This is a genomic window from Azospirillum sp. (genome assembly GCF_035628975.1).
In the GTDB taxonomy this organism is placed as follows: domain Bacteria; phylum Pseudomonadota; class Alphaproteobacteria; order Azospirillales; family Azospirillaceae; genus Azospirillum.
On record NZ_DASPIS010000093.1, the window covers coordinates 88,733 to 101,915 of the forward strand.

General features: G+C 67.3%; 10 protein-coding genes and 1 pseudogene. 8 read left to right on the forward strand and 3 right to left on the reverse strand.

All coding sequences use genetic code 11. From position 1 onward, the window contains the following. Positions 1-35: 35 nt before the first annotated feature. The 3 genes from VD964_RS20105 to VD964_RS20115 form a co-directional block, all read right to left on the reverse strand. A complete protein-coding gene (locus tag VD964_RS20105; RefSeq protein ID WP_149224227.1) occupies positions 36-797 on the reverse strand; it encodes an ABC transporter permease in 762 nt (253 codons plus the stop codon). Beyond that, the gene (locus tag VD964_RS20110; RefSeq protein WP_324870283.1) at positions 794-1,720 is read right to left on the reverse strand and encodes an ABC transporter ATP-binding protein; all 927 of its coding nucleotides are present in this window, start codon (positions 1,718-1,720) and stop codon (positions 794-796) included. Before VD964_RS20110 ends, VD964_RS20105 begins: the two co-directional genes overlap by 4 nt. 161 nt (positions 1,721-1,881) lie before the next feature. After that, positions 1,882-2,958, reverse strand: a complete 1,077-nt coding sequence (locus tag VD964_RS20115) for a LacI family DNA-binding transcriptional regulator (protein WP_324870284.1) — start codon at positions 2,956-2,958, stop codon at positions 1,882-1,884. Between the two features lie 155 nt (positions 2,959-3,113). On the opposite strand from VD964_RS20115, the gene VD964_RS20120 reads away from it, so the two are divergent. From VD964_RS20120 to eno, 8 genes and pseudogenes are all read left to right on the forward strand, one after another. Next, a complete protein-coding gene (locus VD964_RS20120; RefSeq protein WP_324870285.1) occupies positions 3,114-4,154 on the forward strand; it encodes a TRAP transporter substrate-binding protein in 1,041 nt (346 codons plus the stop codon). A gap of 51 nt (positions 4,155-4,205) precedes the next feature. Beyond that, positions 4,206-6,104, forward strand: a complete 1,899-nt coding sequence (locus tag VD964_RS20125; RefSeq protein ID WP_324870286.1) for a TRAP transporter large permease subunit — start codon at positions 4,206-4,208, stop codon at positions 6,102-6,104. 45 nt (positions 6,105-6,149) lie between these two features. After that, a complete protein-coding gene (locus VD964_RS20130; protein ID WP_324870287.1) occupies positions 6,150-6,689 on the forward strand; it encodes a VOC family protein in 540 nt (179 codons plus the stop codon). A gap of 172 nt (positions 6,690-6,861) precedes the next feature. Then, entirely contained in the window at positions 6,862-8,142 is a 1,281-nt protein-coding gene (locus VD964_RS20135; protein ID WP_324870288.1) for a ribulose-bisphosphate carboxylase large subunit family protein, read from the forward strand. Positions 8,143-8,147: 5 nt separating this feature from the next. After that, positions 8,148-9,449 (forward strand): four-carbon acid sugar kinase family protein, encoded by a 1,302-nt coding sequence (locus VD964_RS20140; protein ID WP_324870289.1) that lies wholly within the window; start codon positions 8,148-8,150, stop codon positions 9,447-9,449. Positions 9,450-9,913: 464 nt separating this feature from the next. After that, a complete protein-coding gene (locus VD964_RS20145) occupies positions 9,914-11,308 on the forward strand; it encodes a diguanylate cyclase domain-containing protein (protein WP_324870290.1) in 1,395 nt (464 codons plus the stop codon). Between the two features lie 274 nt (positions 11,309-11,582). Continuing rightward, positions 11,583-12,464: a formate/nitrite transporter family protein gene (locus VD964_RS20150; protein WP_324870291.1), complete on the forward strand. Its 882-nt coding sequence runs from the start codon at positions 11,583-11,585 to the stop codon at positions 12,462-12,464. A gap of 207 nt (positions 12,465-12,671) precedes the next feature. Next, positions 12,672-13,183, forward strand: a pseudogene (gene eno, locus VD964_RS20155) (phosphopyruvate hydratase); the annotation flags it as partial.

Genomic DNA, 13,183 nt, shown 5'->3' on the forward strand with positions numbered 1-13,183 from the left:
GAAGCGGCAAGCGCCTCACCCGTGAAGCTGAGCCCTCAGTTCTTCAGCTTGTAGCCCGTGCGGAAGATCCACCAGACGACGGCGAGGCAGATCGCCATCATCAGTGCGACCATGACGAGGCTCAGCGCGACGGGCACGTCGGCGGCGCCGTAGAAGCTCCAGCGGAAACCGCTGACCAGGTAGACGACCGGGTTGAACAGGGTGACCTTCTGCCAGAAGGGCGGCAGCATGCTGATCGAATAGAAGCTGCCGCCCAGGAAGGCCAGCGGCGTGACGATCAGCATCGGCACGATCTGCAGCTTTTCCCAACCATCGGCCCAGATGCCCAGGATGAAGCCCAGCAGGCTGAAGGTCACCGAGGTCATCACCAGGAAGGCCACCATCCAGAACGGGTGGGCGATGGAGAAATCCACGAACAGCCGCGCGGTCAGCAGGATCAGCGTACCGAGGATGACGGACTTGGTCGCCGCCGCCCCGACATAGCCGATCACCGTCTCGAAGGCGGAGACGGGGGCCGACAGCAGTTCGTAGATCGTGCCGGAATAGCGCGGCATGTAGATGCCGAAGGACGCGTTCGACACGCTCTCCGTCAGCACCGACATCATGACGAGGCCGGGGACGAGGAACGCGCCATAGCTGACGCCCTCCACCGACGCGAATCGTCCGCCGATCGCCGCGCCGAAGACGATGAAGTACAGCGAGGTGGAGATCACCGGCCCGGCGATGCTCTGGAACAGCGTGCGCCAGGTGCGGGCCAGCTCGAAGATGTAGATGGCCTTGATCGCATGCAGGTTCATGCCCGCTCCTTCACGAGGCTGACGAAGATCTCCTCCAGGGAGCTCTCCTCGGTGCGCAGGTTCGTGTAGTTGATGCCGTGGTCGCCCAGCTTGCGCAGCAGCCCGGCGATGCCGGTGCGTTCGCCCTGCGTGTCGAAGCTGTAGACCAGCTCCCGCCCATCGGCCGACAGGGTCAGCGGATAGCCGGCGAATTCGGGCGGGATGGCGTCGAGCGGGGCCAGCAGCTGCAGGGTCAGCAGACGCTTGCCCAGCTTTTCCATCAGCGCGGCCTTCTCCTCAACCAGGATGATCCGCCCGCCGGAGATCACGCCGATGCTGTCGGCCATCTCCTCGGCCTCTTCGATGTAGTGGGTGGTCAGGATGATGGTGACGCCGCTGTCGCGCAGGCGCCCGATCATCTCCCACATGCCGCGTCGAAGCTCGACATCCACGCCGGCGGTCGGCTCGTCCAGGAACAGGACGCGCGGCTCGTGCGACAGCGCCTTGGCGATCAGCACGCGCCGCTTCATGCCGCCGGACAGCGCCATGACCTTGGTGTCCTTCTTGTCCCACAGGGACAGGTCCTTCAGGATCCGCTCGATCACCGCCGGATCGGGCGGCTTGCCGAACAGGCCGCGGCTGAAGCTGACGGTCGCCCAGACGCTTTCGAACGACTCGGTCGTCAGTTCCTGCGGGACGAGACCGATCAGGGACCGCGCGGCGCGCCAGTCGCGCATGATGTCGTGGCCGTCCACCGTCACGCTGCCGGCCGTCCCACGGACGATGCCGCAGACGATGCTGATCAGCGTCGTCTTGCCGGCGCCGTTCGGCCCCAGCAGCGCGAAGATCTCGCCGCGGCGAATGTCGAGATCGACGCCCTTCAGGGCCTGGAAGCCGGATGCGTAGGTCTTTTCCAACCCACGAATCTGAATGATTGGCTGCATATCTCCCCTCGGCTTGCGGGTGCGGGCACCATTAGAGCGGGCGCCAGCATAGCGTCTGACGGACCATGCCGCATCCGCGTTACCGGTAACACCCCGTATGCGATAAGGGCGCGGAACGAGCCGCCGGGCAATCACCCACCCGGCAATCACTCGTCCTGCCGTCATTCGTCCGGCAGCATGCCCTGCGGCAGGTTCTCGCGGAAGATCACCTCGCCCCGCGGCGTCTCCACCCCCTGCATCGGCGGGCGGCCGGCCCGCAGGTTGGTGAAGATCGCCACGCAGGCCGACAGCGTGTTGCGCGGGTCCTGGGTGATGACCGCGTCCAGCGTGCCGTCGATCAGCAGGCCGCGAGTCTCGTTGGTCAGGCCGTGGCCGATGCAGACCATCTCCCGCTCCCGCCGCGTCTCCTTCAGCGCGCGGGCCACACCCTCCGCCCCGCCGCCGATGTTGTAGACGCCGGCAAGGTCGGGGTGCAGCCCCAGCAGCATCCGGGTCTGGCGGTAGCTCTTGCCCTCGTCGTCATGGCCCTCGCGCAGGCCGACCACCTCGATGTCGGGAGCGATCTCCTTCAGGACATGCAGGAACCCCATCTCGCGGTCCTCATGGGCGCGGTAGCTGAGGCTGCCGGCGATCATCGCCACCTTCGCCGGCCGCTTGCCCAGGAACCGCGCGATCAGGTAGCCGGCGGTCCGCCCCGCCGCCCGGTTGTCCAGCCCGACATAGCCGGCCCGGCGGCAGTTCAGGATGTCGGAGATCAGCGTCACCGCGGGCACGTTGCGCTCCGCCAGCGCATCCACCGCCTCGCGCACCGCCGGATGCTCCAGCGCCATGAAGGCGACGCCGTCGGCCTTGCGGCCATGCTGGAACAGGCAGCGGGCCAGCAGTTCCGGATTGAAGCTCTTGATGAACTCGACCTGCGCCTTCACCCCATGCGGGGCCAGCATGACGTCGGCCCGGCGAATCATCTCGCCCAGTCCGGTCAGGAACCGGTTGTTGCCGGCCGGCAGCAGGAAGGACAGCCGCATCGGCTTCTGCGCCGCCGCCGCATGCAGTTCGGATTCCGGCAGATAGTCCAGTTCCGCCGCGGCCTTCAGCACCCGCTGCACCGTGGCGGCGCGTACGCCCGGCCGGTGGTTCAGCACGCGGTCGACCGTTGCGGTCGACACGCCCGCGGCCTGCGCGATGTCGACCACCCGCGGCAGTCCGCGCTGGAGTCCCTTGGTGTCCGCATCATCCATTGGGGAAACCATCAAAAACCATCATCATTCGCGTTTGACACTTGTCGACCCTGGACCTACCGTCCACCCAACAATCATCAATTGACATCAGATCACATCAGAAACGCAAGGCCGGAAGCAGCAATGTCGGCCGGAACCTTATGGGAGGATCGAACATGACCAGTCTGACCCGCCGCACCATGCTGAAGGCCTTCGCCACCGCCCCCGCCGCCCTTCCCGCCATCGGGGCCGCCGGTGCCGTCATCGGCATGCCGCACATTGCCCGCGCCGCGGAATTCGAGCTGAAGTACGGCAACAACCTGCCGCTGACCCATCCGCTGAACGTCCGCGCCCACGAGGCGGCGGAGCGGATCGCCAAGGAGTCGAACGGCCGGGTCGAGGTCAAGATTTTCCCCAACAACCAGCTGGGCGGCGACACCGACATGCTGAGCCAGGTGCGCAGCGGCGGTCTGACCTTCTTCACGCCGTCGGCCCTGGTCATCGCCACGCTGGTTCCGGTCGCCGCCATCAACGCGGTCGGCTTCGCCTTCTCCGACTATGATCAGGTGTGGAAGGCGATGGACGGCAAGCTGGGCGCCCATGTCCGCAACGCCATTTCCAAGGTCGGCCTCTACGCCTTCGATAAGATGTGGGACAACGGCTTCCGCCAGATGACCAGCGGCGACAAGGCCATCGGCTCGGCCGCCGACATGGGCGGCCTGAAGATCCGCGTTCCGGTCAGCCCGCTCAGCATCGCCATGTTCAAGGGCCTGGGCGCCGCTCCCACCAGCCTGCAGTTCAGCGAGGTCTATTCGTCGCTGCAGACCCGGATCGTCGACGCGCAGGAGAATCCGCTGCCGATCATCCAGGTCGCCAAGCTGTACGAGGTGCAGAAATACTGCTCCCTGTCGAACCACATCTGGGACGGCTTCTGGTTCATCGCCAACGGCCGCGCCTGGAAGGGCCTGCCGGCGGACATGCAGACCATCGTCGCCAACGCCATCAACGACGCCGGCATGGCACAGCGCGGCGACATCAAGGCGCTGAACCAGTCGGTGAAGACGGATCTGGAATCGAAGGGACTGGCCTTCAACCAGCCGTCGCCCGACAGCTTCCGCGCAAAGCTGCGCGAATCCGGCTTCTACGGCGAATGGAAGGGCCGTTTCGGGGACGAGGCCTGGGGCCTGCTGGAGGAAGCGGTCGGCAAGCTCGCCTGATCCGCCACCCCTGCCCCGTCCGGTCTTCCCCCCATGAAGGAACCCCCCGTCATGTCCCACCTGTCCGAACCGGTCCACGGCTTCGCGGAGGCACCCGGCAGCCTCGGCACCGGCGGTGCCTCTTCGCTGGTCCGCAAGATCGACCACGGCCTGTCGGTCGGGGTGGAGATGGCGGCGGGACTTCTGGTGCTGGTCGAGATCGTCGTCCTGCTGGCCGGCGTCGTCGCCCGCTACCTGTTCCACACCCCGCTGGTCTGGTCGGACGAACTGGCCTCGATCCTGTTCCTCTGGCTGTCGATGCTTGGGGCCGTGGTGGCGCTGCGCCGGGGCGAGCATATGCGGATGACCGGTCTGGTCAGCCGCGTCGGCCCGCAGGCGCGCAGCCTGCTGGAATGCATCGCCATCACCGCCCCCATCGCCTTCCTGGCGCTGGTGCTCTACCACGCGGTCGATTACGCGATCGAGGAGCAGTTCATCACCACCCCGGCGATGGAGGTGTCCAACGCCTGGCGCGCCTCGGCCCTGCCGGTCGGGCTGGGGCTGATGCTGGTGGCGGCGCTGTTCCGCCTGCTGCGGGTCGCCCGGCCGCTGACCGTGCTGGCGGCGGCGCTGGTGACGGGCGCCATCGTCGCCGGCTTCTGGGTCGCCGGTCCGGTGCTGAAGCCGCTGGGACAGTTGAACCTCATCATCTTCTTCGTCGGGCTGGTCGCCGCCAACGTCTTCGCCGGCGTGCCCATCGCCTTCTCCTTCGCGCTCGCCACCTTCGCCTATCTGGCGCTGACCACCTCCACGCCGCTGCTGGTGATGGTCGGCCGGCTGGACGAGGGGATGAGCCACTTGATCCTGCTGGCGGTGCCGCTGTTCGTCTTCCTCGGCTTGCTGATCGAGATGACCGGCATGGCCCGCGCCATGATCCAGTTCCTGGCCAGCCTGCTCGGCCATGTGCGCGGCGGCCTGTCCTATGTGCTGATCGGCGCGATGTATCTGGTGTCGGGCATCTCCGGCTCGAAGATCGCCGACATGGCGGCCATCGCGCCGGTGCTGTTCCCGGAAATGAAGAAGCGCGGCGCCCCTCCGGGCGATCTGGTGGCGCTGCTGTCCGCCACCGGCGCGCAGACCGAGACCATTCCGCCCAGCATCGTGCTGATCACCATCGGGTCGGTCACCGGCGTGTCGATCGCAGCCCTCTTCACCGGCGGCATGCTGCCGGGCGTGGTTCTGGGCGCCTGCCTGTGCTTCGTCGTCTGGCGGCGCTACCGCCATGAGGACCTGAGCCATGTCGAGCGCACCCCCGGCCGCGAGATCGCCCGGCTCGCCATGGTGGCGCTGCCCGCCATCCTGCTGCCCTTCGTCATCCGCGCCGCGGTGGTCGAGGGCATTGCGACGGCGACCGAGGTGTCGACCATCGGCATCGCCTATTCCACCATCGTCGGGCTGCTGATCTACCGCCAGTTCGACTGGGGCCGGCTGAAGCCGATGCTGATCGAAACGGCATCGCTGACCGGGGCCATCATCTTCATCGTCGGCTGTGCCACCTCCATGGCCTGGGGCCTGACCCAGTCCGGCTTCTCGTCCGATCTCGCCCGCTTCATGGCCGGCATCCCCGGCGGCGCCTATGGCTTCCTCGCCATCTCCATCGTCGCCTTCATCATCCTGGGCAGCGTTCTGGAGGGCATCCCCGCCATCGTCCTGTTCGGCCCGCTGCTGTTCCCCATCGCCCGGGCCGCCGGTGTGCACGAGGTCCATTACGCGATGGTCGTCATCTTCGCCATGGGCATCGGCCTGTTCGCCCCGCCCTTCGGCGTCGGCTACTACGGCGCCTGCGCCATCAGCAAGGTGAATCCCGACGAAGGCCTGAAGCACATCTGGGGCTATGTCGGCGCGCTGCTGGTCGGTCTGGTGATCGTCGCCGCCATCCCCTGGATTTCGACCGGTTTCCTGGCTCGCTGAGAGCCGCCGGTTTCCTCAGATCCCCTCTTATCCGGAGTGCTTTCAATGAGCCGATTCTTCGGCCAGATCCGTCAGGCTGGCTACGTCGTGCGCGACATCGAGGCCGCCATGGACTATTGGAGCCGCACGCTCGGCATCGGCCCCTGGTTCTACAACGAACGGGTTCCGATCCGGAACTACACCTACCGCGGCGAATCCTACGAGGTTCACAATTCGGTGGCGCTGGCGAACTCCGGCCCGCTGCAGATGGAACTGATCCAGACCCGCAACGACGCGCCGTCGATGTACCGCGACTTCCTCCAGGCCGGAAACACGGGCCTGCAGCATGTTGCCTATTGGACCGAGGATTACGACGCGGATCTGGAGCGGCTGCTCGGCCAGGGCTTCAAGCCGGTGATGAGCGGCGAGGTCGGCGAGAAGGGCCGCTTCGTCTATTTCGATACCGAGTACCACCCCGGCACGGTGATCGAGTTGTCGGAGGTCGCCGGGCCGAAGGGCAGGATGTTCGACCTGATCCGCGAGGCGTCGATGGGCTGGGACGGGTCCGATCCGGTGCGGTCGTTTCCGGATTTGAGCAAGCTGTAAGGGGGCGTTTGGCCCCCTCCCTAACCCTCCCCCTCTTCGAGGGAGAGGGAACTCCGCCGCTTCGACATTTACGTCACGCCACCAAGCGTCCTACCCCCTCTCCCGCGAAGCGGGGGAGGGATGGGGAGGGGGCAATCAGTATCAGCACCTCACGCCACCACAAGGCCACCCCATGCACGCCGACCGCATCGAAGCCACATACCTGATCGAAACCCCCCTCTCCCCGGCCAAGGTGGCGGAGGTGATGGCGGGCGAGCAGTCCTGCGGCACCTTCACCCGTGTCCATGGCGAGACCGACGACCTGCGCGCCCGCGCCCGCGCCATCGTCGAATCGGTGGAGAAGCTCGACACCGCCGACACCCCTGCCCTCCCCAACACTTGGGCAGAGCGGCAGCGCACACAAGGGCCCTGGCAGCGAGCCCGCATCACCATCTCCTTCCCCACCGCCAACATCGGCGCCAACCTGCCCACACTGGCCGCCACGGTGGCCGGCAACCTCTACGACCTCGGCGAGGTGACCGGCCTCCGCCTGGAGTCCCTCCGTATTCCGCAGGCCTATCGCGCGCAGTTCGACCTGCCCCGCCACGGCGTCGCCGGCACGCGCAGGCTGACCGGCGTGGCGGACGGGCCGCTGGTCGGCTCCATCATCAAGCCGAATGTCGGGATGTCGGCCGAGGAAACCGGCGAGCTGGTCGGCACCCTATGCGCCGCCGGGCTGGACTTCATCAAGGACGACGAGATCTGCGCCGACCCGGCCCATGCGCCGCTGGCCCGGCGCATTCCCGCGGTGATGGACAGGGTGCGCCGCCACCAGGACCGTACCGGCAAGCATGTGATGGTCGCCTTCAACATCACCGACGAGACCGACGCCATGCGCCGCCACGCCGATCTGGTGGAGCGCGAAGGCGGGTCCTGCGTCATGGTCAGCCTGAACTGGTGCGGCTATTCGGCGGTCCAGACCCTGCGCCGGCACAGCGGTCTTGTGTTGCACGGCCACCGCAACGGCTTCGGCGCCTTGTCGCGCCATCCGCTACTGGGCATCGGCTTCGACGCCTATCAGGCGCTGTGGCGGCTGGCCGGTGTGGACCACATGCATGTGCACGGGCTGAACGGCAAGTTCGCCCAGCCCGATGCCGAGGTGATCGACGGCGCACGGGCGTGCCTTGCGCCGCTTGCGGCTGACGCACCCAATGCCGCCGACGCCGTCATGCCCGCCTTCTCCTCCGGCCAATGGGCCGGCACGGTTCCCGTCACCTGGGAGGCGGTGGGCACGGCCGACCTGCTGTTCATGTCCGGCGGCGGCATCATGGCCCACCCCGACGGGCCGGCAGCCGGCGTGCTGAGCATCCGGCAGGCCTGGGACGCCGTCCGCGCCGGGCGCACCCTCGACGACGCGGCGGTGGGCCTGCCGGAACTGCGCCGGTCGCTGGACTTCTTCGGAAAGAAGGGCTGATCACCATGCCGGCGATCCCGAAGCTCGGCTGGTACGGCGACGACTTCACCGGGGCGACCGACACGCTGGCCGCGCTGGCGAAGGCCGGGCGGCGGGCGCTGCTGTTCCTCGACGTGCCGGATGTCGCCCGGCTGGGAACCGCCGGCCCTCTCGACGCGGTCGGCATCGCCGGCGCCGCGCGCAGCATGCCGCCCGACGCCATGCGGGCGGAGCTGGAGCCGGTTGGCCGCTTCTTCGCCGCGCTGGGCGTGCCGGTGATGCATTACAAATGCTGCTCGACCTTCGACAGCGCCCCCACGGTCGGCAGCATCGGAGAGGCGGTGCGCAGCATTGCGCCCCATTTCCCCAATCGATTCCGCCCGGTGGTGGGCGGTCAGCCGAACATCGGCCGCTATTGCCTGTTCAGTACCCTGTTCGCCGCAGCCGGTACCGGCGGCGCGGTCCACCGCATCGACCGCCATCCGACCATGAGCGTCCACCCCGTCACCCCGATGGCGGAGGCCGACCTGCGCCGCCACCTCGCCGCGCAGGGGCTGGACGGGATGGCGGCTCTGCACTACCCCGATTATTGCCTTGACGACGCAGCGCTCGACATCCGGCTGGAACGCCTGCTGGCGCAGCATCCCCCCGCCGTCCTGCTGGACGTATCCCGCAGCGCCGATCTCGCCGCCGTCGGTCGGCTGATCTGGAACCATGCACTACGCCAGCCGCTGCTGGCGGTGGGGCCGAGCAGCGTCGCCCAGGCCCTGACCGCCCATTGGGACGCTCAATCCCTGACCGCGCTCATCGAGGAGACGCCGCTCGCCACCGCGTCAGCACCGGTCTTCCTGATGGCCGGCAGCCTGTCGCCGGTAACCCGCCGGCAGATCGAGGCGGCACACTCCTATTGCCGTATCCAGGCCGATGCCGCCGCCCTGTGCGACGACCCTGCCTATGGCGAACGCCTGCTGGCGGAGGTTGCCGCCTCCTTGCGCGCCGGACGCCACACGCTGGTCTGGACCGCCCCGGCCGAGCCGGGGACCGCCGACACCACCCGCGCCGGTCGGGTCGCGGCGGCCACGGCGGCATTCGTCGCAGCGGTGCTGCGCGCCGTGCCCCTGCGCCGGGTCGGCATCGCCGGCGGCGACACGTCGAGTCTCGCAGTACGGGCGCTCGGCTGCTGGGGACTGTCCTACCGCTGCACCATGGCGCCCGGCGTCACCGTAAGCCGCACCCATGCCGACGATCCCGCGGCGGACGGGTTGGAGCTGATGCTGAAGGGCGGCCAGATGGGCGGCGACGACCTGTTCGAACGGCTGCTTGGCTGACCAATGCCCAGTTGTATGAGCATTAAAACCGTACTCCAGGCAATCTCCCGTTTCCTGAAACGCAGCATAAAAATACTTAAGCGTCCAAATGAAGCGCCCAACCTCTCCGCGCAATTCGGAGAGTCCGCCGTGTTGCGTTCGTATGAAATTAACGTTTCTGTCTGATAAAATGCTCACAATTATCATCTTGGACGTACTCCGACATGGGCGCGGCAGCCTGCATCAACCATACGTCCGGCCAACATTGGTCAACGAATGATTTTGCAGCACTTACCCTGATCGCCGATCCGGTCTGGGTCGCCGATCTGCGGACGGGCCACGCCCTTTGGGCGAACGGCGCGGCTTGCGCCCTCTGGGGATTGCAGTCGCCGAATGAACTCCCCTCGGACGCCGATTGCATCCTGCCGGCAACGGTCCGGCAGCGGCTTCCCGAATACGCCCTGCTGCTTTCGGACGGCGCCAGCGTGAGCGAGCGCTGGATCGTTGCGGCTGCATGCGGCCCGGCCTCCCTGTCCTGCCACTGCTCCGGCATCCGTCTGGCGGACGGTCGGACGGCGATGCTCGTCCATGGCAGGCCGCATCCGGCCGAATCGGCGCCGTCCTCCGCGCTGCACCTGTCGCGGATGGTGGAACATCTGCCGATGGCGGCGGCCTATGTCGAGGACGAGCGGATCTTCATCAACAAGGCGGCGGAACGGCTGACCGGCTACCGGCAGGAAGACCTGCCCGGCATGGACGCATGGTTCTCCACCGCTTACCCCGGCCATGACCGCGAGATCCGCAGCCGGTACGACGCGGCACGGCTGGCTGAAGCCTCGGTCCTGACTGACCTTGAGATCACCTGCAAAAACGGCAACCGCCGCTGGATCCGCTTCTTCGCCTATCTGACCCGGGGCGGCGAGGTCTGGCTGATGGAGGATGTGACCGATCATCGCGCCACGCTGGAGGCTCTGCACCACGAGCGCGCGGTTCTGCAAAGCCTGATCGATTCGATGCCGGACATCGTCTTCTTCAAGGACCGGGACGGCGTCTACCTCAACTACAATCTTGCGGCCCTGGACTATGTCGGCTGGCGGCCGCATCCCGACGATCGGCTGCGCGATGCCGATCTGGTCGACGCCGAAACGGCGGAGCGCCGTCGGCGGGGGGATCTGCGCGCGATGGAACTGGGGATGGCGCGCAACGAGGAATGGTTCGTCTACCCCGACGGCCGGCAGCGGTTGATGGAAACAGTCAAGACCGTCTGTCGCGACCGCGAAGGGACCGTTCTTGGCGTCGTCGGCATTTCCCGCGACGTCACCGATCGGCGCGCCATGGAGGAAATGCTTCGGCGCAGCGAAGCGGAAAAGGACCATCTCGCCAACCACGATCCGCTGACCGGCCTGCCGAACCGCCGGCTGTTCTTCGCCCGCACTGACGCGGAACTCGAACGGTCGTGCCGCATCGGCCAGCCGCTGGCCTTGCTGTTCATCGATCTCGACGGCTTCAAGCCGGTGAACGACCGTCTAGGCCACGGCGCGGGCGACCAGGTGCTGCGCGTGACGGCGGAGCGGCTGTCGGGATGCCTGCGCGGTTCCGATCTCGTCGCACGCATCGGCGGTGATGAGTTCACCGTCCTGCTGGAGGGAATCGGCTCGCCTGCCGATGCGGAGCGGATCGCCGGCAAGCTGATCCGCGCCCTGTCTGCGGAGATCACGCTCGGCAGCGAGCGCGTGTCGGTCGGTGCCAGCATCGGCATCGCGCTGTACCCGCGGGATGCCGACGACGCCCGGTCCCTCGTGAAGGCGGCGGACGACGCGCTCTACCGTGCCAAGCATGCCGGCCGGGGCCGCTATGCCGTCTGCGATCCGCGGCTCTGAACCGCGTGCGCCGGCCGTCCTCCAGGCATGATGTAGCAACACTACAGAACCGCAACCGAAGCACGCATCGACCATTTTCCCTGGAAAACCCTTGTTTTCCAATCTCCCGCCTGTGCGCCCCCTGCGACGGAATTACCCAGGGGGCGTGCTTGCACGGGCTGCCCCGACAGGAGTATGTAGTAAAGCTACAAGGCGGGGGCGGAAACCGGCAGGGGCTGGAACTGTTTCCCACCGACGGGCCTGCACCGATGCGCGGCAGCAAGGACATCGACCGATGAACATGGACAGCAAGGACGTGGGGGGCTGGAGCCAGCCGACTCCGCAGACTCTCGACGCACTGATGCCCGACGCCATCGCTCTCGCCGCCGAGAATCTCGGCGTCAAGAAGGCACATTACGATACCCCCACCCTGTTCGCCCTGGCGGTGCTGGCCGGCGCCTTCATCGCGCTGGGCGGCCTGTTCGCCACCGTCACCATGTCGGGGGCGGAAGGCATGATGCCCTACGGCGTGACGCGGCTGCTGGGCGGGCTGGTCTTCTCCATGGGCCTGATCCTGGTGATCGTCGGCGGCGCGCAGCTGTTCACCGGCGACGCGCTGATGGTGATGGCCTGGGCCAGCGGCCGGTTGCATGCCCGCGAGATGCTGCGGGTGTGGACCACGGTGTGGATCGGCAACTTCGTCGGCGCCGCCGGCACGGCGCTGCTGGTCTTCCTGTCGGGGCAATATACCTTCGGGCACGGCGCGGTCGGCGCATCGGCGCTGTATTTCGCGGTGGCCAAAAGCTCGCTGCCGACAAGCCAGGCCTTCTTCCTCGGCATCCTCTGCAACGTGCTGGTCTGCCTCGCCGTCTGGCTGGCCTTGGGCGCGCGCAGCGTCGGCGACAAGATCCTGGCGATCACCTTCCCGGTCGCCGCCTTCGTCGCCGCCGGCTTCGAGCACTGCGTCGCCAACATGTACTTCGTCCCGCTCGGCCTTCTGATCGAATGGGGTGCGCCGGACAGCTTCTGGGCCGACCTCGGCCGCTCCGCCCCCTCCATCCCGGTCGGCCATTATCTGGTCAACCTCGCCGCGGTCACCATCGGCAACTGGATCGGCGGTGCGGTCATGGTGGGTGCGGTCTACTGGTTCATCTACCGCCGCCCCAAGCTGCGCTGAGCGGCGGCGTACGTCCTCTCCCAACCCACGCCTTTCTCCCATCCGTCATCCCCGCGAAAGCGGGGATCCAGGCCGCCTCGCCGGCTTCCCTCCGCATGCCCTGGAGTCCCGCCTTCCGCGGGAATGACGGTCCAAATCAAAGCGGCCATCCCAAAGCGGCCATCGGCCTGATCGAACAACCCTTCAAGATACGGGACATCCCTTCCCATGAGCGCCATCACCGAAATCCGCGCCCGCGAAATCCTGGACAGCCGCGGCAACCCCACCGTCGAGGTCGACGTCACCCTCGAGACCGGTGCCTTCGGCCGCGCCGCGGTGCCGTCGGGCGCCTCCACCGGCGCCCATGAAGCGGTCGAACTGCGCGACGGCGAGAAGAACCGCTTCGGCGGCAAGGGCGTGCTGAAGGCCGTGCAGTCGGTCAACGGCGAACTCGCCAAGGCCCTGATCGGCATGGATGCCGCCGACCAGCGCGTGCTCGACATGACCATGATCGAGATCGACGGCACCGAGAACAAGGGCCGCCTGGGCGCCAACGCCCTGCTGGGCGTGTCGCTGGCGGTCGCCCGCGCCGCCGCCGAGGATGCCGGCCTGCCGCTCTACCGCTATGTCGGCGGCGCCTTCGCCTCGCTGCTGCCGGTGCCGATGATGAACATCATCAACGGCGGCGCCCATGCCGACAACCCGATCGACATCCAGGAATTCATGATCATGCCGGTGGG